This window comes from Wolbachia endosymbiont of Trichogramma kaykai (assembly GCF_045765165.1).
Lineage (GTDB): Bacteria > Pseudomonadota > Alphaproteobacteria > Rickettsiales > Anaplasmataceae > Wolbachia.
In genome coordinates this window covers 210,416-236,388 of record NZ_JBJJXK010000004.1, presented here as the reverse complement: position 1 = coordinate 236,388, position 25,973 = coordinate 210,416, and the positions used below count along the sequence as shown (strand labels likewise).

21 protein-coding genes and 5 pseudogenes are annotated in these 25,973 nt (G+C 34.1%); 10 read left to right on the top strand and 16 right to left on the bottom strand.

Features of this window, described 5'->3' with window-relative positions:
• Nucleotides 1-128: 128 nt before the first annotated feature.
• The 7 genes from wTKK_RS05210 to wTKK_RS05180 form a co-directional block, all read right to left on the bottom strand.
• Nucleotides 129-419: a hypothetical protein gene (locus tag wTKK_RS05210; protein WP_407512548.1), complete on the bottom strand. Its 291-nt coding sequence runs from the start codon at nucleotides 417-419 to the stop codon at nucleotides 129-131.
• 96 nt (nucleotides 420-515) lie between these two features.
• On the bottom strand, nucleotides 516-1,043 hold the full coding sequence (locus wTKK_RS05205; RefSeq protein ID WP_407512545.1) for a phospholipase D family nuclease: 528 nt from the start codon (nucleotides 1,041-1,043) through the stop codon (nucleotides 516-518).
• A gap of 40 nt (nucleotides 1,044-1,083) precedes the next feature.
• On the bottom strand, nucleotides 1,084-2,571 hold the full coding sequence (locus wTKK_RS05200) for a UbiD family decarboxylase (RefSeq protein ID WP_407512543.1): 1,488 nt from the start codon (nucleotides 2,569-2,571) through the stop codon (nucleotides 1,084-1,086).
• 47 nt (nucleotides 2,572-2,618) lie between these two features.
• A complete protein-coding gene (locus tag wTKK_RS05195) occupies nucleotides 2,619-4,454 on the bottom strand; it encodes a DUF3857 domain-containing protein (protein WP_407512542.1) in 1,836 nt (611 codons plus the stop codon).
• 148 nt (nucleotides 4,455-4,602) lie between these two features.
• Nucleotides 4,603-5,238 carry a hypothetical protein gene (locus wTKK_RS05190; protein WP_407512541.1) on the bottom strand — a complete coding sequence of 212 codons (636 nt, stop codon included), beginning with the start codon at nucleotides 5,236-5,238 and terminating at the stop codon, nucleotides 4,603-4,605.
• A complete protein-coding gene (locus tag wTKK_RS05185) occupies nucleotides 5,235-5,444 on the bottom strand; it encodes a hypothetical protein (RefSeq protein WP_407512539.1) in 210 nt (69 codons plus the stop codon). Before wTKK_RS05185 ends, wTKK_RS05190 begins: the two co-directional genes overlap by 4 nt.
• Before the next feature lie 115 nt (nucleotides 5,445-5,559).
• Nucleotides 5,560-5,802: a hypothetical protein gene (locus wTKK_RS05180; RefSeq protein ID WP_407512538.1), complete on the bottom strand. Its 243-nt coding sequence runs from the start codon at nucleotides 5,800-5,802 to the stop codon at nucleotides 5,560-5,562.
• A 519-nt stretch (nucleotides 5,803-6,321) separates the two neighbouring features.
• On the opposite strand from wTKK_RS05180, the gene wTKK_RS05175 reads away from it, so the two are divergent.
• The 5 genes and pseudogenes from wTKK_RS05175 to wTKK_RS05155 all read left to right on the top strand — a co-directional run bounded on the left by wTKK_RS05175 (nucleotide 6,322) and on the right by wTKK_RS05155 (nucleotide 10,158).
• On the top strand, nucleotides 6,322-7,077 hold the full coding sequence (locus wTKK_RS05175; RefSeq protein ID WP_407512537.1) for a DsbA family protein: 756 nt from the start codon (nucleotides 6,322-6,324) through the stop codon (nucleotides 7,075-7,077).
• A 268-nt stretch (nucleotides 7,078-7,345) separates the two neighbouring features.
• The gene (locus wTKK_RS05170; RefSeq protein ID WP_407512536.1) at nucleotides 7,346-7,666 is read left to right on the top strand and encodes an OTU domain-containing protein; all 321 of its coding nucleotides are present in this window, start codon (nucleotides 7,346-7,348) and stop codon (nucleotides 7,664-7,666) included.
• Between the two features lie 238 nt (nucleotides 7,667-7,904).
• Nucleotides 7,905-8,477, top strand: a complete 573-nt coding sequence (locus wTKK_RS05165; protein ID WP_407512535.1) for a hypothetical protein — start codon at nucleotides 7,905-7,907, stop codon at nucleotides 8,475-8,477.
• Between the two features lie 159 nt (nucleotides 8,478-8,636).
• On the top strand, nucleotides 8,637-9,410 hold the full coding sequence (locus tag wTKK_RS05160) for an ankyrin repeat domain-containing protein (protein WP_407512534.1): 774 nt from the start codon (nucleotides 8,637-8,639) through the stop codon (nucleotides 9,408-9,410).
• 158 nt (nucleotides 9,411-9,568) lie between these two features.
• Nucleotides 9,569-10,158, top strand: a pseudogene (locus tag wTKK_RS05155) (TIGR02217 family protein).
• A 22-nt stretch (nucleotides 10,159-10,180) separates the two neighbouring features.
• On the opposite strand, the gene wTKK_RS05150 reads toward wTKK_RS05155, so the two are convergent.
• Both wTKK_RS05150 and wTKK_RS05145 read right to left on the bottom strand, forming a co-directional pair.
• Nucleotides 10,181-11,005 carry a hypothetical protein gene (locus wTKK_RS05150; RefSeq protein WP_407512532.1) on the bottom strand — a complete coding sequence of 275 codons (825 nt, stop codon included), beginning with the start codon at nucleotides 11,003-11,005 and terminating at the stop codon, nucleotides 10,181-10,183.
• 221 nt (nucleotides 11,006-11,226) lie between these two features.
• Entirely contained in the window at nucleotides 11,227-13,893 is a 2,667-nt protein-coding gene (locus wTKK_RS05145; protein WP_407512808.1) for a 2-oxoglutarate dehydrogenase E1 component, read from the bottom strand.
• Nucleotides 13,894-14,286: 393 nt separating this feature from the next.
• On the opposite strand from wTKK_RS05145, the gene wTKK_RS05140 reads away from it, so the two are divergent.
• On the top strand, nucleotides 14,287-15,654 hold the full coding sequence (locus tag wTKK_RS05140; RefSeq protein ID WP_407512531.1) for a hypothetical protein: 1,368 nt from the start codon (nucleotides 14,287-14,289) through the stop codon (nucleotides 15,652-15,654).
• 7 nt (nucleotides 15,655-15,661) lie between these two features.
• Here the strand turns inward: wTKK_RS05140 and trpS are convergent, their stop codons facing one another.
• The 5 genes from trpS to wTKK_RS05115 form a co-directional block, all read right to left on the bottom strand.
• Complete coding sequence (trpS, locus tag wTKK_RS05135; protein ID WP_407512530.1) at nucleotides 15,662-16,660, bottom strand: tryptophan--tRNA ligase; 999 nt, start codon at nucleotides 16,658-16,660, stop codon at nucleotides 15,662-15,664.
• A 15-nt stretch (nucleotides 16,661-16,675) separates the two neighbouring features.
• Nucleotides 16,676-17,236, bottom strand: a complete 561-nt coding sequence (locus wTKK_RS05130) for a nucleotide exchange factor GrpE (protein ID WP_407512528.1) — start codon at nucleotides 17,234-17,236, stop codon at nucleotides 16,676-16,678.
• 62 nt (nucleotides 17,237-17,298) lie between these two features.
• Nucleotides 17,299-18,285 carry a polyprenyl synthetase family protein gene (locus wTKK_RS05125; RefSeq protein WP_407512526.1) on the bottom strand — a complete coding sequence of 329 codons (987 nt, stop codon included), beginning with the start codon at nucleotides 18,283-18,285 and terminating at the stop codon, nucleotides 17,299-17,301.
• Nucleotides 18,286-18,295: 10 nt separating this feature from the next.
• The gene (gene rpsP, locus wTKK_RS05120; RefSeq protein ID WP_407512525.1) at nucleotides 18,296-18,610 is read right to left on the bottom strand and encodes a 30S ribosomal protein S16; all 315 of its coding nucleotides are present in this window, start codon (nucleotides 18,608-18,610) and stop codon (nucleotides 18,296-18,298) included.
• 133 nt (nucleotides 18,611-18,743) lie between these two features.
• The gene (locus wTKK_RS05115) at nucleotides 18,744-20,543 is read right to left on the bottom strand and encodes a SurA N-terminal domain-containing protein (RefSeq protein WP_407512523.1); all 1,800 of its coding nucleotides are present in this window, start codon (nucleotides 20,541-20,543) and stop codon (nucleotides 18,744-18,746) included.
• Nucleotides 20,544-20,796: 253 nt separating this feature from the next.
• Here wTKK_RS05115 and wTKK_RS05110 point away from each other — a divergent pair.
• The 3 genes and pseudogenes from wTKK_RS05110 (at nucleotide 20,797) to nth (ending at nucleotide 22,619) form a co-directional block, all read left to right on the top strand.
• Nucleotides 20,797-21,564 (top strand): annotated as a pseudogene (locus wTKK_RS05110) (IS5 family transposase).
• A gap of 23 nt (nucleotides 21,565-21,587) precedes the next feature.
• Nucleotides 21,588-21,959: pseudogene (locus tag wTKK_RS05105) on the top strand (molecular chaperone DnaJ); the annotation flags it as partial.
• A gap of 21 nt (nucleotides 21,960-21,980) precedes the next feature.
• Nucleotides 21,981-22,619: an endonuclease III gene (gene nth, locus wTKK_RS05100; RefSeq protein ID WP_407512519.1), complete on the top strand. Its 639-nt coding sequence runs from the start codon at nucleotides 21,981-21,983 to the stop codon at nucleotides 22,617-22,619.
• A gap of 129 nt (nucleotides 22,620-22,748) precedes the next feature.
• On the opposite strand, the pseudogene wTKK_RS06300 reads toward nth, so the two are convergent.
• A pseudogene (locus wTKK_RS06300) lies at nucleotides 22,749-23,647 on the bottom strand (IS5 family transposase).
• Nucleotides 23,648-24,123: 476 nt separating this feature from the next.
• Nucleotides 24,124-25,644 (bottom strand): bifunctional phosphoribosylaminoimidazolecarboxamide formyltransferase/IMP cyclohydrolase, encoded by a 1,521-nt coding sequence (gene purH, locus wTKK_RS05085; protein WP_407512513.1) that lies wholly within the window; start codon nucleotides 25,642-25,644, stop codon nucleotides 24,124-24,126.
• A 129-nt stretch (nucleotides 25,645-25,773) separates the two neighbouring features.
• On the opposite strand from purH, the pseudogene wTKK_RS06295 reads away from it, so the two are divergent.
• A pseudogene (locus wTKK_RS06295) lies at nucleotides 25,774-25,904 on the top strand (WPE palindromic element domain-containing protein); the annotation flags it as partial.
• Nucleotides 25,905-25,973: the final 69 nt, after the last annotated feature.

Genomic DNA, 25,973 nt, shown 5'->3' with positions numbered 1-25,973 from the left:
TCAGTATTGAAAATTTGTTTTTATTATGAACAGAAACATCGTCATATGATAACTTTGTCGTATAGCACTTTATATGTTTTTGCTTATTATATACTATATCACCTGATTCCCCTTCTAGTTCTACAAATTTAGTTTTTTTTCTGACATTCTTTTATTTTTATTAGATCCTCGTTTAGTGATATTGAAACCGGTAGTGTATTCCCAGCATACTCTTTAGCTAAAAGCTCACTTTGAGGATAAATTTTTATTTCCCTTCCAAAATGTGAGTATATAAAATTATTGCTCCAAAATTTGTCTCCAGAATGTACATATTCGTCAGTAGCATACGGTACACCACCATAATTGCATTGAACTTTGTAATCTCCAACACCATTATTTTGAAAAAAATCATGAATGGCAGCAACTATCAGCAGCATCATTTATGTAATCCATTACCTACCCCTTAAAACCTTTTAATTTATTATATCACAAGAAATTACATCTATTAATAAAAAGACTTTTTTGATATCAAGTATCTAGGGAGCATATTGAGAGGATTGTGACATTCGTATTTCCCAGTTCTTCACATACTGCTGGACTAATTCAGGATAATTTTCAATAATTAATAAATTTTCAGCGTTTCCCTTTTCAGCTGTCTTACTGAGGTTAAACGATCCTGTGATGACTTTTTGATTATCAACAATTATTACCTTGTTATGAGCAATTTTTGGCTTGTTATCGATCCAAATCGGTATTCCATTTGAAAACAATTCGCTTATGACACTATGTTTTGAATGGAGTTGTGATTTATCTAAGACGACTTTAACATCAACACCACGCTCTTTGGCGTTAATCAAAGATTTTGCAACTGTTCCAAGAGTAAATGTATATTCTTGAACTAAGATAGATTCTTTAGATTGGTCTATCTCGCTGATTATCGGTACAGCACAGTCTTCTTCAGGTGAGAAGCAAACTATTGCTTTTGGGCAAGGCGAGAATGTAGGATCCACATAGTAATACAGAGAAAAACACGCTGACAAAAATAAAAGATATAAAAGCCTCACAAACCACACCTAAATACACGGCGGTAGTCTACATCATAGTTTAATCATCTGTCAACCCATATTCCTTCCACTTCTCTGTAACTTTCTTTATTATTTCCTCGCTCATTTCAATTTTTCTTCCCCATTCTCGTTTGGTTTCAGGTGGAAGTTTGTTTGTTGCATCAAACCCTATTTTACCTCCGAGACCACTTTCAGGGGAAGCAAAATCTAAATAATCAATTGGGGCATTCTCTATCGTAATTGTATCACGCACAGGGTCCATTCTTGTTGACATTGCCCACATCACCTCTTTCCAATCACGTATATTTATATCATAATCGACAACTATAATAAATTTCGTGTATAAGAACTGTTTGAGAAAAGATAGTGTGCCCATAACAATTCTTTTTGCGTGCCCTGGATAAGCCTTTTTTATCGACACTACCGCTATTCTATATGAACAACCTTCTGGGGGCAGATAAAAATCTACTATTTCCGGAAACTGATTGATGAGAATCGGCACAAAGATTTCGTTGAGTGCTTCACCAAGAATTGATGGTTCATCAGGTGGTTTGCCAGTAAAAGTGCTGAGATAAATTGGATCTTTGCGCATTGTAATTGCAGTGATGTTAAACTCAGGAAACTGTTCAACAGCATTATAGTAACCGGTATGATCTCCATATGGCCCTTCATCTTGGTAATTATCCAAACTTACATATCCTTCCAAAACAATTTCTCCATGAGCTGGAACCTGAAGAGGAATAGTTTTACAATTTACAAGCTCAAGTGGTTTTTTTCGCAGCAGTCCGGCAAATTGGTATTCTGATAAAGTCTCCGGCACCGGAGTTACCGCAGCAATAATCGTTGCAGGATCGCTACCAATCACAGCAGCCGCAGGAAACTTCATATTTTGCCCCCTCTCCTTCCACCGTTTATGGTGACCTGCACCACCACGATGTGCAAGCCAGCGCATGAGAGTCGTTTTTTTATTCACAAGCTGCATACGATATATTCCAAGATTGAAATTATCTTGCTTGTCTGCTGTTGGTCCTTTTGTTACCACAAGTGGCCAAGTGATAAGCGGTGCAGGCTCGTTTGGCCAGCATGTCTGAATAGGTAGCAAACTAAGATCCACCTTATCCCCAGTTAGCACCACCTCTTGACATGGGGCTTTACTCACAACTTTGCTCCGCATCGACAATACAACTTTTAGTAGAGGAAACATTTTCACAGCATCTTTCAAGGTTTTTGGCGGCTCAGGTGATCGCAAAAACGCCAGAAGTTTACCCAGATCCCTTAATTCATCAGAATTTATACCAAGTCCGAATGCAATTCTCTCAATAGTACCAAATAAATTCACTAAAACGGGAATTGAATTTTTGCCATTTTCTGTGATAACATTTTCAAAAATGATAGCTGGTCCCTTGTTTGACAAAACTCTACGATGAATTTCTGTCATTTCAAGAATAGTTGAAACTTCTTTTTTAATTCTAATTAGATCTTTTTTTTCTTCTAATGCTCTGATGAAGTCGCGTAAGTTATTGTACATATTTTAAAAATTTTAAGCCTTTTAAGAAGTGCTTTTTCCAGCACAACTCATTCACTTATTATTATAGAGGCTCTAGAAAAATCATTCTCCAATTCGCTTTTTAAGTTTTTATATTCAGCAGTCTTTAATTCTTCATTGGTAATAAAGCTTTTCTTTATGGTTATTAAATTGCTAAATTCGGTTCCACCATTTTTATATTTACAGAACCTATTTACATATAACCAGGGAGAATCTATTTCAAAATTCAAATTTTCACAGTTTTTAATTTTGATATCTTTTATTATCATATGGCTTTCCTTAGTTTGAGGAACACCAATAAAAAGGTCTGACACTTGGTCAGAAGCTGTATTGACAACATCATTAAGCCAATTATCTCCTAAATTCAAAGCAGGTCCTAGATTTGTCTTAAAAATCTTATTTTTTTGCTGAAACTCATATTTGATTGTAAGATCTTCTACATTACGTAAAGTAAGGTCAGGCAATTCTAAGAACTTCTTTTCTTCTTCATCAAGATATACCCCACTAATCATATGAAAAACAGAATCCCTTAGTTGCTCATTTGAATAATACAATCCAACCCCTGTTAAACCTAGGGCTGCTTCCCCTTGTACGGTAAGCCGGCCATATTCATTTACGACATTATCTTCTATAGTTAATTCACTATGAGATATCACTTTTGAATTTTCAGCTTGTACAGCAGGAATTTTTATGTAATCTGCTTCCTCAGAATTGAGTACTAGAGCGTTCCTATCAGCAATGTCTGGAAAAATACCCTGTGCCATACTTACGGTATTAGTTGGATCAATCCAATATATTTTTCCATCTTTATTTGTTACTTTGAGCATCACATGATTAAAATTACCAATATTAGGTAATGCTTCAGGATTAGAAGTGCTAGTAGTTCCTCTCATAACTAAAATAGGTTGAACTTTATAACCAAGTTCTTGTAAAACAGCAGCCGTGCTCGCAGAAAAGTCTTTGCAATCCCCGACTTGAGAATCAGCAATTTTCTCTAAATCTCGTGGAAAATATTTTCCTGAGACTGTGCGCCAATCTCCCATGTATTGAACTTTTTCATTCAATAAAGAAGTAACAGCATTGATCTTATCTTCATCACTATTCTTATCAGCAGCAGATTTTGCTATGACTTCAAAAACTGCAGGAAGTGGCTGATTAATGACGCTATGATACCCAGGAGCTAATTCTTTAGCCAAATCCTCCCATTTAGATAGACTCGACAGTGATACCCAAGTGTTGTGTTTAATATTCAATATTCCATTATGTGGTTCATTCATTGTGTTTTCATAAACTGCTTTCTTCAAAGCAATGCTTATAGAGTGTATATCATCATTTTTTTCCTCAGCGATTTCTAATACTTCTCTTGGATCATTAACTTTAATCTTCAGGGGCAATTCAGAATTGATTTTAGTATTATCTGCTTGTAAATAATCCCCATAATAAGAAAGGCTCAAGCCATAAAAATTATCGACAGGAACCTTTTTGTTAACTTTTTTATACCTTAAATATACTTCTGTGCCAATTTCTATTTTGGGAAATGGTATGGTTACTTGCCTTAGCTGATCGAAGCCTTTACTAGGACTAGCTAGCGGTTTATCCTCTATCACGTCTTCAGTGACTATATATTCCTCTCCGTTATAAGCTGTTTTAGCTTCTAAAACAGTCAAATCTGCACTATCATCATTGTAGATTAAACTATACAGAGAAAATCTATCACGCCCAGACTCCTTGAGTATTTTTGCTTGAAGCTCAACTTCCGTTTCGTAGGTACCATCTCTATTAACATTAATGTTAACATTAGAAAACTTAACCTCGACAGAAGCATCTTCGTACTTGCTCCACCTTGCTTCAGCTATAGTAGACATGAAAAATACTAACAATGCAAGGACAGTTTTTAAAAACCTCATTATTATAACTAAATAAAATACCTATATACCGTTCATACGACATTACTACTAATTTTAACTTAAAATTTGCAATTGCACAAATATTGTAGACGCAATCTAAAATTACTTAAAACAAATCTTCTAGTGTAATCACATGATGTATCGTATCTTTTAGATATTGATTTTCAAGAGCTCCATTTGCAACAATTAGTACCCAATTCTGTTTCCTTGACTTTGTTCTTTCTCTATAAACCGCCTCCTTTCCTTTTAATTGTTCAATAAATTCCTTTGTTATTGGGTAAGGTTTATCGCTATATTTTATTTCACAGAGCATTGTACACCCATCTTCTCGATCAAAAACTAAGTCAATCTGAGCACCACTTTCTTTACTGTTCTTCTCTGGATGATGTTGCCAATCTCCACATATGACTCCTATATGTTCTATATCTAATTTTCTTCTAATCTTATTGGCATGTTTAAAACACACCGCTTCAAATGTTTGCCCTATCCATGTTAGCCAAACTGGTTTGTTTATCGCGAATTTCCAGTAATGAACATCACTTATTATCGCTCTTTTTGTTACTTCTTTAAACGGCTCAATCCATATTAGATAAAATAATATATATTCATCAACTACCCTATAATATACTCCTCTTTTTCCCTTATTCAGTGGCAAAAAACCATCAATAAATCCTGCTTCTTCTAAACTCCTTAATTTAGCAGTTAAGCGGCCACCTTCCGTTGTTTTAGTTGCTTTTATCAATTCTTTTCTACTGATTCCTTTTGGCTTTTTTTTGCAATTACACGAATAATGCTTAGATACGCTTCTTGTTCTTTATATAAAGAATGAAATAGCATATCAAACTCATCAAATAATAAAACATCCTTCTGAAAGCAGATCATATTAATGTTTTGTGTTGCTGATAGCCCCTTACTTACTTCTTTGAGATAATGTGGTATTCCTCCCATAACCATATAGATCTGTAGTATTTGTTGGTGGTTAAGATTAACCCCTAAATATCTCAGATACTCTTTAGCTTCACGTAAGTTAAAAGGCTGCCAAGGTATCCTTGCAGTAATACGATTATATAATCCCCCCCTTACTATAGATTAAGTTTTCCAACATCCAAGAAGCTGCTGAACCACGTACAACCAAGATAAGTTTCTTTCGATATGTCCAATGTGTATTCCAAAAATATTCCAATGCTTTGAGAAAACTAGATTTTCTTGCCGCGAGCCATGACAACTCATCAAAAAATAAAACAACTTGCTCATCTTCATGCGTATTGTGATCAACAGCAAGTGTGAGTTGTTGTAGGGCATCCATCCAGTTTTTAGGCAAAGCCATCCTTGCACTTTTATAAAAAGTATGTGATAACGACTATGTAAAAATTGTAAGCTCCTCCTGCAGAGTACCATCATTAAGCCCGGTCTGTTCAAATACAATATCGGCATGCTTACTGAAAAATTGTTTTATTAGGTATGTCTTACCCACACGACGCCGACCGTAAATTGCAATAAACTCAGCAGATTGAGAAAGAAGCTTATTTCTAGAGTGGCTATTTCTTTCTCTCTACCAATTATTGGTTCTCTCATATAATTTACCGCCGTGTTTGTCAGCATTACATGCGGCGGTTATAAAATAATCAACTTTTTACTGCCGCGGTTACAATTGTTATACGTGGAGGTAAGGATTGCTTAAATTTCAAATGCCTTATTATACACAAGTTTTCGTTACTTAATATCACCAGATTCTCTGATATAACATATATAAAGTTTGCATTTCTTGATAAAAATGTTTTAACATTGAGAATTTCTTTAGTATTTGTATTCTTTAAGTAAGTGTATGTCTAAAATATTATTTTTATTGATTTTTATATTTGCAGTAGCAAGTTTACCAGTAATAAACAATTGGCTTTCACACCCCAGTCCAATCTTAAACGATCCAATCTTAAACGATGACCATATAAGTGAGAGATTAGATAACTACATCAGTAAAAATTTTGATAAGATCATAAAAACTCTCCAGGAAGAGTCAGCTAAAAATAGTTATGCTAATGCAACCAAAAATAAAATTTCTCAGCATAAAAATGAAATATTCGACTCCACTTATCCTTACTCAGGAAACGAAAATAGCAATGTCATAGCTGTAGGGTTCTTTGACTATTCTTGTGGCTATTGTAAGGCAATAAAGAATGACATAAAACAGTTGATCAATGATGGCAAAATTAAATATATCTTTAGGGATGCTCCAATACTTGGTAACAACTCCTTAAAGGTAGCAAAAGGTGCTTTAGCGACTTATTTTATCGATAAAGAAAAGTACTTAGACTTTCACTATGCTGCACTAGATCACAGAGGAGAATTTTCAGATAAAACTATATTAGGTATAGTGAAAAATATAGGGATTAACGAGAACGATTTTAATAACTCTATGAAAAATAATGCAGACAAAATTGAGCAAATGATAAACAACAGCAAACTTTTAGTAAGGAATTTAGGAGTAGGCGGTACACCTTTTTTGATAATTGGAGATAGTCTTTTTGTAGGAGCAACTGATTTAAATGTGCTACGCAAAAAAGTGGATGAGTTAAAAGATTAATAAATTCCCTACTTGGTAGCATAAGAGAGTTTGAGTATAGTTAAGATATACTAAGTAACAATATGTATGTGCTACATATTAGTTCAAGAAGAATAGCTGGTGTTTGCTTGCAACATAGCACGACCTTAAGTAATTAGCCTTCCTAGGCTGATTAATCTACTAAAACACAATAATTATTTTGGAGTTACAATATGAGAGATTCTAACTATGTAAGAGAGCCAATTGCTCTTTTTCAACAAATCAAAGAAAATAAAAAAAATCAAGTGATTTGTTGCATGATCTAAAGAGCGCTCATCCTGAAAAGCTAAAAATAGGAGCTGCTATAAAGACAGGAGATTGCTTTTTTAACTGTGTGGCTCAAGGATTGAACGAGTTAATACTCAGCCATCATTTTACTGCAAAATCATTAAGAAAAGATTGTGCAGATTATGCTAGCAAAAATAGAAGGCCAAGTTTTTGGGTCTATAAAGCAGTAATAAAAGATAATGGAGAGTATTTTGTACCTAAAAAAGATCCGGATGGAGAAGTAATAAGTGAAAATGGACTTAATAAGCAAGACGACGCAAAGTCTTTCTACAAATATATTTAGAGCGTATTACTAATACACATACAGCCGACGCACCTATATGGGGTCGTCCAAACATTGAAGGTAGAATGATATGCGACAAGTACAAAGTGTAACTTTATATTTATTCAATAGAGAAAGATAGTCAAAAAGTTACGGTAACTAAAATTACAGCACATGATGATGATCCAGAAGTTTTTATACAAGATATAAATCTCAATCAACTAGAGATAGATAGTAGCAAAAAAAAACTGTAGGAGTAGTGAATTACATGAGGAATTTTGTGCCACTCCTAAGTGAAATTTCTGAAGATATAACAGAAAGTCAACCAATTTCTAATGAAGAAATCTTTGGTGAGGTGATAGAAGTTCCTGCTTCTGATCAATCAGAGCAAGAAGAACAATATAATATCAGAACTAGCAAATCAGCAATTGTGCAAGATCATGAAACACAAAAAGAGAGAATTAATACCAGCGCTGGTGAGCCAATTCATACAGATACAGTAATTACTTTTACTCATCAACAAGAGGAAATACAAAAGAAATTAATCAATAGTTACATGAAAGAGGCTATTTATAGCATAGCTGCTGTAATAACAGCTATAGTATTCACAGCATCTGCTATAGCTGCTGTTTTTACTCAACCAATTCCTTTAGCATGTCTTGCTGGAGTGACTTTAGTTGTTGCATGTGTTTGTGTATATCAGTTAATGCAAAGTCATAACGACATTCATGAACTCAAAAGTGAGAGAAAGGAAAATATTTCTCATACTTTTCTAGAAGAAACGGGATTTAAAATTTATAGCCTGATTGATAAAGTAGCTTCAAAAGCTTAAGCTCTTTCCTACATCAGCTCAACTTTATTTTTACAGGAGATAAAGATGGACGTTGAGTCAAAAGTAAAGGCTTTTTGAAATAATTAGTATATTAATTTATTTAGTTTTTAGTATAATTTATTATATTTTCAATAAGTTAACATTATTTATGAGAGTCATATGACTAGTAACACAGATTTATATTTAGTAACTCTTGAAATAAGAGATGGTCGAAAGACGATCGAGGATTTAAAGACCGCTCTTAAAGAAAATGAAGTGATTGTTAATACAGAAATATTTAGATATGCTTTACAATGCTCACAGGCTATAAAAAAGGTGGCAATACATGAAATTCTGCTTCATTTTGTAAAAAATTCTAATAAGCAATCACTAAAAGATGTAATAGAGCATTTAAATGAGACAATATGGAATAAAGGGTCGATAGATCAATATGAAGAACTTGATACACTACTAAATTTTCAAGACAATGAAGGAAATACGTTGTTGCACTACGCAGCTTTCCATAATAAACCTAACGATATACCGACTCTTATGCAGTGTGGTGCAAACTGTCTAATCAAAAATACAGATGGTAAGACTCCATTAGATTTGGCTCAAGGAGATACAAAAACAAAACTAATTGAAAGTATGAAAGACCAAGCTCAATTGAAAGAAGGAAGATCTATATATGATGCTTTAGGGCGTACATTTGCTGTCAGTCTTCTTGCTTTTATTGCATTTGGATTGTGTGCATGCATTGCAGCAGAGTGTGATGTAGTAAGTTTTCCTAGTGCTATATTAGGTGCAATCATAGCATCTCCTCTTGTTAGCATAGCTGCTGGACTAATTATATATTTCTTAGATCATGATCGTAAACAAGCTGGAGCGATATCAACACTTCTGCAAGAATTTGAAATGTCTGAAAAGACACCATTATTACAACCTTCTGCGTAGTAATAATATTACTGATTTCTTTTTTCACTAACCCTACATTTACTTCATCTTTTAATAGTATCTAGATTTCTAGATACTATTACATGTTTGTTGTAACTTGCATAAATCACACTTTTTTTTAGCTAAAACATCTCAATTTTATTTTTACAGGAGGAAATATGTCATTCACAGAAATTAGATTTCCAGAAAATATATCTTATGGTTCCACTGGAGGACGGAATTTTCCACTGACATTGTAACAACTCATAATGGCTGTGAGCAGCGCAATATTAATCGGTCTCGTGCACGTGCCAGGTATAACATAGCTTATGGAGTTAGGTTAAACGAGCAGCTAACAGAACTCATAACATTTTTCAGGCACGAAAAGGTAAAGCTATAGGGTTTCGCTTTAAGGATTGGTCAGACTTTACAGTTATCAATCAAGAATTGGCATAGGAGACGATAAAAAAACAATCTTTCAACTGATGAAAACTTACATAAGTGGAAAAGACAAGCATACACGAACTATTAAAAAGCCAGTGCATGATACAATAAAATTTACCTAGATGGTGAAAAGACAGAAAAATATTCAGTGAATTATTCAACTGGAGAAATAGCATTTATGAAACCACCAGCAAAAGGTACAATAATCACCGCAAGCTTCGAATTTGATGTACCAGTACGATTTGATAAAGATTACCTAAACGCTTCTATTGATAACTATGGCAGCAATAGCTGGAACAATATTCCCTTGGTAGAAGTGAAATAAGTTAAAGTATGCTCCATAAAAGTTAAGCAATACTAAGGCTCATATTTGAATGAGCCTCAGCATATTTTAAAATCTGTCGCCCATTACAATGTTCTACACCTGAAATTTGAGGAGATTCTAATTTAGTGGTTTCTTTTTCCTGTAAAACAGAAAGTTTTAATAACTCCTTTAGAGCTAATTTTTCAAGCGTTGTATCATCTTGATTTAAGATTTTATCTAGCATGTTTTTTTCCTGTAAGCGATTAACATAATTTCTAGCTTCCTCATTCAGCCCTTGTATTTTGTTAATACAAGACAATACTAAATCCGAATTCTTCATTGCTAAAATTCCATTTAGGAAAATATCTAATTTTGTTTTATCTTCAGTCAAGTCTTCAGCTAACCTATTTATGATATCATCATTGTCAAACAAAATATACTCTAGGTACAAAGCAGACTCAATAAGTATAAAGTCTTCTAAACGTACTGATTCTAAACATTCGTTAACATCAGTAAGTATTTCAAACTCAGTAATACACCCTTCTTTTCTCACAACATAGCAATCAGGAAGATTACGATACATTGATAGCAAAGAAAAAAGACGTATTATACTTGTACCTCTATCTTTCATTTCCTCTAGAAGCTTTTTATCATTTATTAGTTTGTGCAAAATGTAATCTGTAGTAGAACCTGGTTTACAAAAACGAAACATATTATTTTCTGCAAAAATAGCCTTAGCCAATTCGATAGACTTTTTATCCTCATCTATAAAAGCTTTCTCGCTTCTATTTAATTGTATGATTTCAGCCTTACTATTGCTGCGTAGACTAGTTTGCCCTATTAACCTCTCAAATACTTCTGTATTCATATATATCTTAATATAGTTAATATTAACTATATTAAGAAAAATAAATGAAAAAGTTAACAAATATTAAGCTTTGATTAAAAAAATAAAGTCTTTTTATATTTGCATGAGTATACAAGCAGTTTGATTGTTGTGATATATTTTCTATCGCACCCGGCTGCAGTGCCAAGTATTAAGAACAATGTTCGCTTGCTAGGTTTCGCTTCAATATCTGCAAGATTGTGCTAGATACCCTGCACAACTTGCTTCAAAATTTCTGCTTGTTGTTGAGCATGGACATTAGCATAACCGCATGCAGGAGATGCAGCAGCGGGTCTTGCAACACACTTAGGCCTTTTTGCTTGAGTGTCTAGATTAGATAGAACCTCTTCTATTAACGGATTAACAAAAAACCATCCTCCCATATTTTTTGGTTCCTCTTGACACCATATAATTTCAGCGTTCTTATATTTTTCGAGTTCATTGTTTAGTTTATCGGCCGGGAATGGATAAAATTGTTCTAAACGCACTATTGCTATATCGTTTATTTTTTGTGCTTCAAGCATTTCAATTATGTCGTAATAAACTTTACCACTACATATTACAACTTTACGTATTTTATCACTTGCAACTAAACCTGTTCTACACTCTCGAATTACCGTAAGAAATTTTCCTTCAAAGTCAGAAAGGTTAGAAACTGCGCTTTTATGACGCAATAGTGATTTAGGTGTAAACACCACTAAAGGCTTACGAAAATCTCGATTAATTTGTCGGCGTAAAACATGAAAATAATTCGCAGGAGTAGAGCAATTAACCACCTGCATATTATCCTCTGCACAGAGTTGCAAAAACCTCTCTATACGAGCAGAACTATGCTCAGGCCCCTGTCCTTCATAACCATGAGGCAAAAGTAAAACTAGACCACTTGATCGCAACCACTTTGTTTCTGCTGATGCAATAAACTGGTCGATCATGATTTGCGCACCATTTGCAAAATCACCAAATTGCCCTTCCCAGAGCACCAGTGAATATGGAGAGTCAAGGCTATATCCATATTCAAAACCCATCACAGCATACTCAGATAGTGCACTATCTATAACTTCAAAGCGAGCTTGCTTCTCACTTATGTTGTTTAGTGGAATAAAGTCTTCTTCCGTTACTTGATCAACAAGCCTTGAATGACGGTGCGAGAAGGTACCACGACCAGAATCTTGTCCTGACAAGCGCACTCCTATTTCTTCTTCAAGCAATGACGCAAATGCAAGACTTTCACCAGTGGCCCAGTCTATGTTGCTACCGGAACTTATACTTTCTATTCTGCCATCAAGTATTTTCCTCACTTTATTATTGAGATTAAAACTACTTGGAATATTGCTATTTATGTGTACACCTAATTTTTTTAGCTCATCTGGTGAAACACCAGATTCCGTATAATATTCACTCAAATCGTTCAACTTTGCTCTTCTCAATTTCGACCACACTCCATCAAAGCAATCAGCTTTTTTTGGAGTGTAAGTCACTGACTCAGCAAGACTTTTATCCAACCTTACCCTAAATTCGCTGCGCAATTTACTTACTTCATCACTAATTAGGACTTTCTCTGCAGCCAGCTTCTCTTCGTAAATTGTTCCCGGAGTTTTATGCCTTGATATTGCTTTATACATAAGTGGCTGAGTAAAATTTGGTTCATCACCTTCATTATGGCCATATTTGCGGTAGCATATTATGTCAACCACCACATCCTTTTTAAATCTCTGCACATACTCCATTGCCAAACTCGCGGCAAAACTCACGGCTTCTGGATTATCTCCATTAACATGAAATATTGGAGCTTCTATCGATTTTGCTACATCAGTACAATAAAAAGAAGAGCGTCCACAACGAGGATTCGCAGTAAAACCAATTTGATTATTGATGACAATATGCACGATACCACCAACTTTATAACCTTCAATGTTGCTCAAAGTCAGGGTTTCAGCAACCACTCCCTGCCCGATAAAAGCTGCATCACCATGAATTGATATTCCAAGCACAGATCTCGTATTTTGTTTTGCCCTTACTCTACCAGCTAGAACCGGATTTACCGCCTCAAGGTGAGATGGGTTAGGACATAAACTTAAGTGTATTTTTTTACCACCCGCAAGTGCTCGATCAGAAGAGTAACCAAGGTGATATTTTACATCACCAGACACCTCAAGAACACTTGGATATGCAAGGTTACCTTGAAATTCAGACAGCATTGCCGCATAATCTTTTCCCATCACTTTGGTTAGAACATTGAGCCGTCCTCGGTGGGCCATACCAAGAACTATTTCTTCAATACCAAAAGCTGCAGAATCACTAATAACTCTTTCAATTGCAACAATGGCTGACTCCCCACCTTCGATAGAAAAACGCTTATATCCAGGAAATTTCATATGGAGAAATTGCTCGAACATCTCAGATTCAATCAAGTGCCTTAGTATTTCTTTTTTATCCTGAGGGCTTAGCGTATAGACCTGATTTTCAATTTTCTCCTGCAGCCAAACTCTTTCCTCATAAGAGGAAATATGCATAAATTCAAAACCGATATTCTTGCAGTAAATATCTCTGTAGATTCTAGTGTCACTTGTAGGAGAAAGATTCAAGTATGTTTGATAATCTATTTCCTTATTTAAATTCGGTGATAATGGATTTAAGTCTGCAAAAAAGTGACCATAAAATCTGAAAAAATTTGCTAAATCATCAGCATCTGCCTTAGCTTCATTCTGTGCTCTGCAGGGTTCTGCTTTATTAACTTCTAAATTGCTCGAAAAAATTCTGTACCAATCTTCTCCAATTGATTTATCGCCTTGCAAGTAACGGCTATAAATTTCTTCCACAAATTCGACATTATCGCCATAAAAACAGGAGTTATTTTTAAAACTGGACATAATCACTACAAAAGTATCAAACACTTATGAGTATAACTTAAGTTTTTTAAAAAAGAACTCCTTTAGTTTCTAACTATTAAGTTATACAAACACTGTAATCCCAGTTTTCCAGAAAGGGTGTCATTATAGACTGACATCTAATCTTTCCATAAATGCTGTATTTCAACATAAAACAACTATACTCATCAACTTGTGCCCAATCATAATTCCTAGATTCCAGTGTTAACTACTTGTTTTTTGGATTTCTATACTATTGCTGATTGAAGATTATTGAATTTTTTTTTGCACATTAAGGAACGCAAGCGTTTATGAGTCAGAGGATAAGTCATATAACATTTACTCGTTCTTAATACTTTGAATTGATATTTAAGTAAACAATAAACAGTAATTGGTATGAGTGATCTACTTAAAAGTGACAATTATGATAAAAATCTCAATTCTTTGATAAGAGTCATAAAGGTGAAGGATACAAAAAAAATTAATGAACAATATGATGAAACACTGAAAGATTTATCTCAAGCTCTGAAGAATTTTACAAACAAAGCAAAAGATGTAGCCAAATTTGTTATATATAGCGACTTGAATAATTATGTAGAACCTTTGAGCACAAAGCCACCCGGTTTTATTGGAACATTAAAAGGGATATTAGATAGAGTCTTGGGAAAAGATATTCCAACTAATGATAATGACATAAAAAATTTTATTGGTGATGAATTATCAGGTTTCACTATAGAAAAAGCAGCCGAATACACAAATATTTTAAGTACAATTAATCTATTCAAGAAAGGACTTAAAGAAATTTTAGATTCAAAGCAGAGTGGAAAAAGCAATAAAGAACATAAATCATACGAAGTAAGCACGGAAAATAAAACGACATCAAAGCAGAAGGAAGATACTCCTAAGCTGCAAGAAGGAAAACAGCCGGTAGGAAAATTAGTTATGAAGAGAATAAAACGGCCAACAACAGCACCTCCGCCACCTCCTACTGCCTCAAAAAAGGTACACTTTAAACCAGAAATAGAGAATGTATCTCCTGAAGATTCGGGCTATGAAAGTTCATTAAGTGAAGAGTCTGGACGTGAGGAAATATCAAATTATCAAGAGAAAAGTAGTAAATCTTCAACAAAAGGTTCGGAAGACTCAAAGTTAGCTAAAAAGGAGCCAACTCACAAAACGAAACCTAAGAAAAATGCAGGAGCAAGAAGAGGATATAAAAAGAGACAGGCTCCAGATCCACCAGCGCTAAATGCTACCAATCAAGAAATTAGGCAAGAAACTAAAGAAGATAAATCTGAAATACTGTCAAATCCTAAAAGGCTAGATATTGTTGATCAACAAGTGAGCACGAAACCAATAATAGTAGAAGTGACTTCGCAAAAATCAGCTAAAAGTAAACCAATCCTGAAAAAATCTGCTGATAAAGCAGCATCAGAAGTAAAAGCGGTTATTATAAAAGAAAAAGTAAATAGCAAGAAGGACGGTAGAGTAAAGTTAACAGTAGGAAAATTTGAGCAAAACCAAGCTGCTAAGAGCAAAGCCACCCCTGCAACACAAGCAGATATCGGTATGAAGAAAGATCCTGCACCATCGCAAAAAACTGCTTCCCAATCTCACTCATTTCCGGTAGGAAATAAAAGATCTAAAATGAACCCCATAACAGCAAGTTCCGATTCTAAACTTCCAGTTAGTAAAAAACCTCTTCTCACTCATGTTAGTGTAAAGAAAATAGCTGCACGATTTGAAAGCCATGGGAAGAAATAGTCGTAACCTATTGAACAAACCCTATAATATCCTTGATCTTTTTTATATTGTTATTTGCAACCTCTGCTGCTTTTTCTGTACCTTCTTTTAGTATTTTATGTAAATGGAGCTGATCCTTCAAAAGACCTTTCAACTTCTCACGTATGGGTGATATAATACTGATGATTAAGCCAGCTAACTCTTTTTTAAAGTGTTTCATATCATGTTTACTCACTCCTTCACACACTTTTTCCACATTCAAATCACTAAGCGCTGAATAAATGTTTACCAAATTGTTTACTTCTGGACGGCACTTTAAAGTAGCAAAATCAAATCCTAGAATTGAATCTGTTTTTGCTTTTTCTATTTTCTTGACAATCAAGTCATCTGTATCGTCAAGGTTAATGCATGAGTATTCTGAAGAATCAGATTTGCTCATCTTGCTTCCTCCATCTCGTAAGCTCATTATCCTTGATGTACAATCCAAAGTTAAGATTTCAGGTATGATAAAATGACTACATTTATAATGATTGTTAAAAGCTGATGCAATATCACGTGCAAGTTCTAAATGCTGTTTTTGATCATCGCCAACAGGAACATATCTAGTTTGATACAGCAATATATCCGCAGCCATAAGTAGTGGGTAGCTATATAACCCAAGAGAAGCTTTTTGTCTATCGCTTCCAGCCTTATCTTTAAATTGAGTCATACGATTAAGCCAACCAATTGGTGTATAGCACCCTAGCAGCCAGCCCAATTCTGCATGACCACTAACTGCGGATTGATTGAAAATAATCGACTTTTCCGGATCTATTCCACATGCAATATAAGTTGCTGCTGCTTTAAAAATATTATTTTTTAATTCATTTGCGGGAAGCTTATTTGCTGTGACTGCATGCAGATCAACAACACAAAAAAGAGATCTGTATTTATCCTGCAAGCCTATCCACTGCTTAATTGCACCAAGATAATTGCCCAAGTGTAATACTCCACTTGGCTGAATACCTGAGAAGACAACTTCTTCCATACCTCGAGTGTTTTATTAGTTACTTTCGCAATCAGCAGATTTTTTAGAAAGAATAACCATTGCAGGACGAAGCAACCTATTTTTAATTGTATAACCAGTTTGTAGTACTTCTACAATAGTGCCAGGCTCTTTTTCATTATCTTCTCTTTCCACAATAGCTTGATGTAAATTGCTGTCAAAAGAGTTACCTATTGGATCTATTTCTTCTATTCCATGTTTTTTTAGATCACTCACAATCTTTTGGTGCGCCACTTTTATTCCTTTATGAATAGGATCATCATCTTTCAAGTTTTCCATTGCTTTTTTTAAATTGTCACAAGAGTCGATCATATCACGTGCAAATTTTGTGACTGCATAATCACTTGCATCGCTAACTTGCTTTTGCATTATACGTTTAACGTTTTCATTATCCGCAACAGCGCGACGTAAATGATCTTCAAGCTGAGCTGCACGCTCTTTTAATATATTAAGCTCTTCACTTAAATCACCTGTTTGCTGATCTTCTTGATCATCCCCTTTTCGTTTACTGACCAGATCTGCAAATTTCTTTTTTTTCCCTTTACTACTATCTGACATATCATTCACCCTTACAAACTTAATAGATATATAACAATCAATCTAAAAATATCAAGCGTTAGCTATCCTTGTCTTTCTATGCTTGCATTTAAAAAGTCAATCAAAGTAGTTTTATAAAGAGAATCAGAAAAAGTATCAATATTACTTTGCGCCATATTAATATAGTGTTTAGCTTCTTCCATAGAAACATGAATGGCATTATGATGATTAATATATTGTAATGCTTGGTCAAAATTGTGTCTAGCTGAAGAAAAAGATTTCTCCCAGAATTTTTGTTCTGATGGGCTACCTTTTTCATACGCTATAATAGAAGGTAAAGTAACTTTACCTTCAAAGAAATCTTTTCCAAGTTGCTTTCCTAAAGTGCCTTGATTAGCAGTATAATCTAGCACGTCATCAATTATTTGGAATGCCATACCAAAATTAAACCCGAAATTCCTTAGCCTCTCTGTTTCATCACTTGTGGCTCCAGATACTACTGATGCAGCCTCGCAGCATGCAGAAAATAAAGATGCTGTCTTTTCTCCAATGATATTAAAATAATTTTTCCTAATTGTGTTAGGGTCAAAACGCGTTGTCATCTGCTTTATCTCACCCTTGACAAGCAAATTAGATGCCTTAGATAAAATAGAGAGAACACTTAAATTCCCACATTCTATAAGCCATCTAAATGCTAAGGTCAATAATAGATCACCAACTAAAATGCTTGATTTATTCCCCCAAATTTTATTTGCTGTTGCAACTCCATGGCGTGCCTTACTTTCATCAAGCACATCATCATGAAGTAAAGTAGCGTTGTGTATAAATTCTACCGATGCAGCAATGTTGACCCTACTTTCTCCAGAGTAATTCAGCATTTTACATATAATAAAAATGAGCTTAGGCCTTATCTTTTTTCCTCCTGAATCAATAAGATGAGATGTAATATCGGTAGCAAGCTTAGTACCTTCACCATTGACACTTTTAAAGATAAATTCATTCATAGCCAATAAATCAGAAGATACAACATCATCTAATTTACTACTTTTTGTTAAATAAGTGTTTAGCATTTAAGAGGACTTATGCTTCTTGCCCTTGTACTTTCTTAACTTTTTTCTTTTCTATTTTTTTCGATTCTGTTTCTAAATCTATTATGCCTTTTTTAATGAACCACATTACCCTTTCAGTTGCTTGCGCTCCTAAACTTAGCCAATGTTTTAATCTATCAGCTTTTACCACAACACGATTTTTATTGTCTTTTGGCAACATTGGATCATATTGTCCTATTCTCTCAATAAAGCGCCCATCTCTTGGTGCTCGCGAGTCGGCTACAACTATCCTATAAAAAGGACGTTTCTTTGCCCCAAACCTTGCTAACCTTATTTTAACTGCCATGTCAACCTTTATTCATATATTAATTACAATTTAAATACAATAAACAGCTCAAGTCAAACTAATTGTACCTCTTTTACCTAAAAACACAACATATCCCCTCCAATCACTCATAAAAGGAAGATAATAAACTTTTTTATATATCATCAATCATAGCATGATTAACTTCTACTCTATACTTTGATTTTAGATAGCTAATTAACTGTTCCTTTAGCGATATCATCACACGTTTTCCGGTGTCAAGCATGTTTAATTTACCATTTGATGAATGCATTTGTTTTAGAACGCCTATTATAATTTCATTATTGTATTGAATAGGATCTGTTACCGAATTAGTTGTTTTCATATTGAAAATCTCTTCTATGAAAGAAAAAGGGTAGTTTTGTTCATTGCGTTGTATTTGCTGGCCTTTAACCAATTTTATACCTTGCATTTCTTCCAAATCTGTCTTTTCTCTTAGTTGAACTGCTACTTCTTGTCCCATTTTAAACATTCTTTCTTTTATAAATTCACTACGCCAAAGCTTTATGGCTGATTCCCTACTTTCTTCAAAATTTTGTAATTTAGGAGGAACGATATCACTGATTTTTACACCAACAACAGCATCTCCAACACCCTTAAAATAACTCTTCTGATCTTTCTCGCGTGAAAAAATGAAAGAAATGAAATCACTGGAATTTCCTACTTCATTACCACTCTGGTCTTTTCCACTAGCATCTACTGGACCAATGGTTTGTATAGGTAAATTGTAATTATTGGAGATTTCTTCAATCGTTGCACCATTGTATATCTTATAATTCACTTGATTTATGAAATCATTGACTTTTTCAAAAGACTTTTGATTGGTTAAAACTGACCTTATGTCTTTTTTTAAATCAACCAAGTCTTCATCAGAGATTTGATGTATGCTTTCTACCTTTATTACGTGCCATCCAAAATTGCTTGTTAAAACTTCACTTACTTCACCTGTTTTGAGAGCAAATACCTTTTCTCTCATATTTTTAGGTAAGAAATCCTTAGTTATATTATTTACTCTGGTTTCATCGAGTTTCACTTTATTAAACTCTTCTATTATTTGTTCAAAGCTTGCTTTACTTTCTTCAAGTGCTCTTCTTGCCATTTCAGCTTTTTCTTTGGTAGGAAATATCACATTGAATATGTCTCTTTGATTTTTAAGTTCCTGACGTTCTACTATACTATCAACCTCTTCATCTGAAATTCTGATTTGATCTTCAAAATATTTTTGATCCAGAGAAATGTATTGCGCAGTTCGATACTCAGGGTAATAAAAATTAGACTTATTTCTTTCATAGAAATCAAGTAAGGCTTGATCATCTGGTTCAGGAACGTCTGTAATTGCATCCTCAGTTATTTTAACAATATCAACTACTCTAGTTTGGTAGCGATTTTTGTATATCTGCTCATCAACACTCTCACCAAAAGTTACCGGATAATTATCTTTAAACAACGAAGTCATGAACATCATTGCAGGCAGGATTTTCTCTAGTTTTTCTATATATTCCTTTTCTGTTATATGTAGGCTATTTAGAGTTTGATGGAATTTATTATGGTCAAATTCTCCTTTATCGTCCTGAAAGTACTTGGTATTTTTTATATGGCTTTTGATAGATTCTTCTCCAACTTTTAATCCAAGTTCGCTAATTAGGTTAAACAATAGTTTTTGCTCTATAAGTGCGTTAAGTAGATCATATTTCATCTTTTTTACTTGTTCTTTACTTACATCAGATCCAGAAATTTGCTTTTCATAATTTTGATATAGTAATTTATATTCATCTGATGTTATAACTTCCTTTCCTACTTGAGCTAATTCTTTCCTTCCATCATCATTTGATAAAAGATTGCCAATCCCCATAAAGACTAACAAGCAAACTAAAAGGAGAACGATTGCCTTGGTAAAAAAATTTCTAATACTCATTGTAAACTCAGTTAACTAACACTTAAATTTAGAATAGCAATAATTTAATCTTTGTAAATCTATTAACATATTAGCTAATATATGTAATATTGTTGAGCTAATTTTTTCCTTTCATCATCATTTGATAAAAGATTGCCAATCCCCATAAAGATTAACAAGCAAACTAAATTGAATGGAAGCTTATATTAACCTAAGAGCCTGTAAGTGATCTCTGAATATGGTAAGATGAGTTATAGTTTATATGAGGTAAAGTATGAGGGATACATATCCAAGTGACATAAGTTGTGAAAAATTTGAAAAGATTAGACTAATTTTAGAAAGCGTGCGAAAGAAAATAAAGCCAAGAAGATTAGGTTTATACGAGTTATTTTGTGGTGTGCTTTACGTACTAAAAAGTAGCTGTCAATGGCAAATGCTTCCAAAAGAGTTTCCAAGATGGCGAAATTGTTACGATTACTTCAAGAAATGGAGTAAAAAAACGAATGAAGATGGAGAAAGTGTTCTAGAAATTGTCTTAAAAATTGATTGGAGAGAACAGTGGTCGGAATACCAAAACAAGCTTCTGCATTATTGGTGCCCAAAGTGTAAAAATACCGGTAATGCTGAAGAAAAAAGTTATGATGCTGGCAAAAAAAATTTCAGTAATAAAGCTTCATATCGCAGTTGATACACAAGGTTTGACACACGTAATTCATATAACAACGTCAGAAATAACTGATCGTAGCAGTGCTTTGACAATGGTTAAAAATGCTAAAGAAAGTCTCTCTGAAGTTAAAAACATACTGGTTGATGCATGCTACACTGGAGAAAATTTTGCAACACAGATGAAAGTAACTATTGGTGCAACTGTCGAGGTGAAGCGAATTACACACCTTTGCTATATTGCCAAAAAGATGGGTTGTTGAGAGATCTTCTTTTGCCTGGTTGGAAAAATGTAGGCGACTTTGGAAAAATTGCGAGCGTAAACTTAATACTAGCCTACAAATTTGCTTTTATTTCTTTCCTCCTCAAAAGATTATGAACAGGTTCTTTGATGATAGAGGGTTTATTTCTAATAGTCTTTATGTTGATGTGACAATATTTGGTACTTTGTCATTGTTAGCACTGCTAGCTACTCAGATATTTAGTCCTATATTTTCAAAAGGTTGTGAAATATACACTGAAAAACACATGAAAGATTTAGTTGAGGAAGATCCAAGAGATATAGTACAAAAGGAAACTAATCTGTTAGGACGGTATGATCCACGAAGGCTATTAATGCCGATAATTATGCCTCTTGTTAGAAAGTGTTTTACAGAAGTGGCAAGCGAATTTATTGAAAGGAATTTTGATGAGGTAAAAACTGATATGTCTGATATTAATACTGAAGGACTACCTCATCCTCGAGCAATTGAATTTACACAGCAAACAGTATAGTATAAGCTTTTAGCTCTATGCATGGACTCAAAAAAAAGTAGATTAATATTTGAAAGATTTCAACAGTCAAATCCTGCGCCAAAAATAGAGCTAAATTATACCAATCATTTTACGTTATTAGTTGCAATAGTTCTGTCAGCGCGGACGACCGATATAAGTGTTAATAAAATTACAAAGGAGCTATTTAGTATCGCTGATACGCCAGAAAAAATGTTGAATCTTGGGCAAAGTGAGCTGAGAAAATGCATAAGCAGTATTGGTTTATATAATTCCAAAGCAAAAAATATAATCGGGCTCAGTAAAATATTGATTGAGCGGTACAATAGCAAAGTGCCTACTAATTTCGATGATTTGGTATCTTTACCAGGGGTTGGGAGAAAGAGCGCTAATGTGTTCTTAAATTCAGGGCTTGGTATTCCAACATTGGCAATTGATACTCATGTTTTTAGAGTAAGCAATAGAGTTGGGCTTGTGAAAGAAAAAGATATATTTAAAACAGAGCAATCTCTTTTGAATGTGGTTCCAAAAAAATACCTGCTTTATGCTCATCATTGGCTAGTTTTACACGGTAGATACATTTGCAAAGCACAAAAACCTTTATGTGAAACATGCATAATTCATGATTTATGTGAGTTTCAATGCAAGAGGTATAAAGTCTAGCACAACACTTCGATATTTTTTACTTTTATCATCCAAGTAGCTGATCTCTATGATGGTGTCAACCGAGTAGCTGACACTGGGATGGCTTTGTTGCATCGCTTATCGGATAGTGGGTAAAGCATAAAAAATTCATGAAACTACCTCAAACTTAGCCATGCCAATATCAGTAAATTTATTGAGTAAGTAACATTTTATTAGCAACTCTTTTTCTCGATTTACTTCAGATCTATTTCTAAAACTAAACCCAAATATTTGCTTTAATCTTGAAAAAAATCCTTCAATATATGACCTTTTTCCATAAACCTCTTCCTCCTTCCACTCTTTCACACCGTCTTTACCACATAATCTAATGGCAACATTCCTTTCAGCCATATAATCCAATTTTGTATGCTCCGCTGCACGATTTTTCGGTAAAATTTTTGTCTTTGTATCATGTTTTTTGCAGAATTTATAAAGCTTGATAGGCTCTGTCTGCATATAATGCTTTTATAGCATGCTGAAAGCTGAGCAAGTTACAAGCACCATAATGGTCGGAGTAGGCACCATTGCTATATCGTGCAGCTATAGCTTTTTTACTATTTATACTCAATATTACGTGTAGCTTTCTTACCTGTTTATAACTGCGATACTTCGCTATTTTCCTTACTGTGACCAGGGGGTATTATCTGATACTTGTACTGTCTATAGCAATTTCAATATCTTCCATATTGTTTTTATCAACTCTGCAATCATTGATCTTAATATTGAAACCTTCTTGAAGCCTGCGAATAGCTAATGACTACTAACTACTTGCTGCAAATATCCTTTTATAAACCCTACCGTTTATCTTAAGCAAATTCTAAAGAGACTAGCGACATATGCACCAAAATCACAACTTTATTACTATAAATATAATTTCCACCTCGCATTTTGGGGCTATTTTCGTACCAACTTTCTATTGCCTCATTAATAAAATGAAAAATATTTCCTCTTTCTTGCAGAAATCCGTTATATCCATGGCAGTTACTCACCTTCACTTTAGTTGGCATATTTTTCTTTCGTAGGTTAAATGCCTGTTTTATAGTGAATTTCGTCAGTAACTTTCAATTCTTTTTATCTGAGCTATGCAACAAAGCCCACTGGAATCGAGTCTTTCGTACCAACAAAAACTTAGAATAACTTTTGTTCTTAAAAAAAAATTCTAGATTCCAGACTCATGTTTCAATGTTAAACAAGGTACAATAGAATTGAGTAGGGTAATTTCTAGGGAATTATTATATTCTAGAAAAAGTAAAATATCATCCAGATAGACTAATATACAAGGTAAGCTGAATGTCTATAAAGAAAAACAGCAAGGCATTTAGGATTTGCTATAATCGCATCAGGAGCTCAAGAGTACAGCTTACAATTACAGATAGGTATAGTTGAGTTTAAAGTAACCACATCAATTTACTACAATTTTCAAACCTATAAGCTGCTATGCAACAAAGCCCTGTGTGGGTATAATTCTGACAGGATACAAAGCTTAATGGAGAAAGTTACGAACATCAGTGAAAAACATGGCAATTTTATTCTCATTTGCAGCTGCTATCACGTCTTGATCTTTCAATGAACCACCTGGCTGAATTATAGCTGTAATTCCATGCTTTGCACTCTCTACTATACTATCTGGAAATGGAAAAAATGCATCTGAAGCAAGCGCTGCGCCTTTACATTTTTCACCTGCTTTTTTTACTGCAATATTCACACTATCTATTCTGCTTGTTTGTCCTGCACCGATGCCAATAGCACAACCGTCTTTTGCTATCACTATTGAATTGGATTTTACATGTTTACATATTTTCCAAGCAAAAATAAGATCTTCCTTCTCTTTTTTTGTTGTAGTCCATTCTGTCACTCGGTTTATTTCTTCTACTTTTACTGTATGGTTATTATTTTCTTGCACTAAGAACCCGCCAACAACATTTTTGATTTGATATTTTGCATTTTGCTGAAGAGATTGATGAATAATCACTCTTAAATTTTTCTTTTTTTGTAAAATTTTTAGTGCCTCATTGTTTACCGATGGTGCTATCACCACTTCCAAAAATATCTCGTTTAATTTCTCTGCTAACTTTAAATCTATCTCCCGATTGAAAGCAACTATTCCACCAAAACTGCTTATTTCATCACATGATAGAGCTTTTTCATATGCTTTTAAAGCACTATCACTAACAGCAGCGCCACATGGATTATTGTGCTTTATTATCACTGCTGCAGGTTCTTGAAACTCAGAAATTATGTTAAGTGCAGACTCTATGTCGACTATATTATTATAGCTTAACTCTTTTCCATGTATTTTCTCCAGTGGATATTTGCTAAATTGATTGCTATAAAATGCAGCTTTTTGATGAGGATTTTCACCATATCTGAGTCCTTGTGCTTTACATCCATATAAAGTAAAAAACTCTGGTAACTCATTGCTTTTACCCTGTGATAGAAACCAATTGTAAATATTAGAATCATACTGTGCAGTCAGAGCAAATGCTTTAGTTGCTAGATGTTTTCTATATTCTAATGTTGTCTGATTGTTATTTTTGATCATCTCAGCTTTCAGTGTTTCGTAATCTTGAATGCTAGAAATCACTGAAGTGAAATGAAAGTTTTTTGCTGTAGCTCTAATTAATGCTACTCCACCTATATCTATTTGTTCTATGATTTGCTTCTCATTTGAGTTGCTATTAACCGTTTTCCAAAATGGATATAAGTTAGTTATAAGCAGATCTATCGGCTTAATTTCTAGATTCTGCATTTCCTTTTCGTGCCTTTTTCGATCACAGAGTATTCCTCCATGAATTTTAGGATGTAAAGTTTTCACTCTGCCATCTAGTATTTCTGGAAATTGTGTGTAATCTGAAACTTCTTGCGTTTTTATTCCCGCACCTGATAGCACTTTATAAGTATTCCCGGTTGAGAGAATTTCTATTTGTTGCTGCATCAAAAACGATGCAAGTTCAATTATATTTGTCTTATCGTATACTGATATTAAAGCTCTTTTAATTTTCATATAGAAGGTTTCTTATATGCTATCTAAGAAAAGAAAATTTGTCTATATATAGCTACTACGTCATACCGCCACGTTATCCACAACCGTACGAACATTGTGATACAAGAGACCAAGAAAGATGTCATCACAGTGTCCAGACACTGGGATCCAGAAAACTTCACTTTAAATGAGCACACCAGGTGGCTGTACAATAGAAAATGGATCCATTATCAAGCACTGGAATGACAACATCTACTACTCAAATTACCTGCAAATTGCAAGTTCGTACACCAAACGCGGTATCTTGTTGTAGATTCCGCTAATAAGCAGAGGAATACCAAATTGTAGAA

Bases quoted from the DNA above. Each gene is read 5' to 3' on its own strand.
- wTKK_RS05210 (WP_407512548.1), bottom strand. From the start codon at position 419: ATGATGCTGCTGATAGTTGCTGCCATTCATGATTTTTTTCAAAATAAT.
- wTKK_RS05200 (WP_407512543.1), bottom strand. From the start codon at position 2,571: ATGTACAATAACTTACGCGACTTCATCAGAGCATTAGAAGAAAAAAAA.
- wTKK_RS05195 (WP_407512542.1), bottom strand. From the start codon at position 4,454: ATGTCTACTATAGCTGAAGCAAGGTGGAGCAAGTACGAAGATGCTTCT.
- wTKK_RS05185 (WP_407512539.1), bottom strand. From the start codon at position 5,444: ATGGGAGGAATACCACATTATCTCAAAGAAGTAAGTAAGGGGCTATCA.
- wTKK_RS05180 (WP_407512538.1), bottom strand. From the start codon at position 5,802: ATGGATGCCCTACAACAACTCACACTTGCTGTTGATCACAATACGCAT.
- wTKK_RS05175 (WP_407512537.1), top strand. From the start codon at position 6,322: ATGTCTAAAATATTATTTTTATTGATTTTTATATTTGCAGTAGCAAGT.
- wTKK_RS05160 (WP_407512534.1), top strand. From the start codon at position 8,637: ATGACTAGTAACACAGATTTATATTTAGTAACTCTTGAAATAAGAGAT.
- wTKK_RS05150 (WP_407512532.1), bottom strand. From the start codon at position 11,005: ATGAATACAGAAGTATTTGAGAGGTTAATAGGGCAAACTAGTCTACGC.
- wTKK_RS05145 (WP_407512808.1), bottom strand. From the start codon at position 13,893: ATGTCCAGTTTTAAAAATAACTCCTGTTTTTATGGCGATAATGTCGAA.
- wTKK_RS05140 (WP_407512531.1), top strand. From the start codon at position 14,287: ATGAGTGATCTACTTAAAAGTGACAATTATGATAAAAATCTCAATTCT.
- trpS (WP_407512530.1), bottom strand. From the start codon at position 16,660: ATGGAAGAAGTTGTCTTCTCAGGTATTCAGCCAAGTGGAGTATTACAC.
- wTKK_RS05130 (WP_407512528.1), bottom strand. From the start codon at position 17,236: ATGTCAGATAGTAGTAAAGGGAAAAAAAAGAAATTTGCAGATCTGGTC.
- wTKK_RS05125 (WP_407512526.1), bottom strand. From the start codon at position 18,285: ATGCTAAACACTTATTTAACAAAAAGTAGTAAATTAGATGATGTTGTA.
- rpsP (WP_407512525.1), bottom strand. From the start codon at position 18,610: ATGGCAGTTAAAATAAGGTTAGCAAGGTTTGGGGCAAAGAAACGTCCT.
- wTKK_RS05115 (WP_407512523.1), bottom strand. From the start codon at position 20,543: ATGAGTATTAGAAATTTTTTTACCAAGGCAATCGTTCTCCTTTTAGTT.
- nth (WP_407512519.1), top strand. From the start codon at position 21,981: ATGGACTCAAAAAAAAGTAGATTAATATTTGAAAGATTTCAACAGTCA.
- purH (WP_407512513.1), bottom strand. From the start codon at position 25,644: ATGAAAATTAAAAGAGCTTTAATATCAGTATACGATAAGACAAATATA.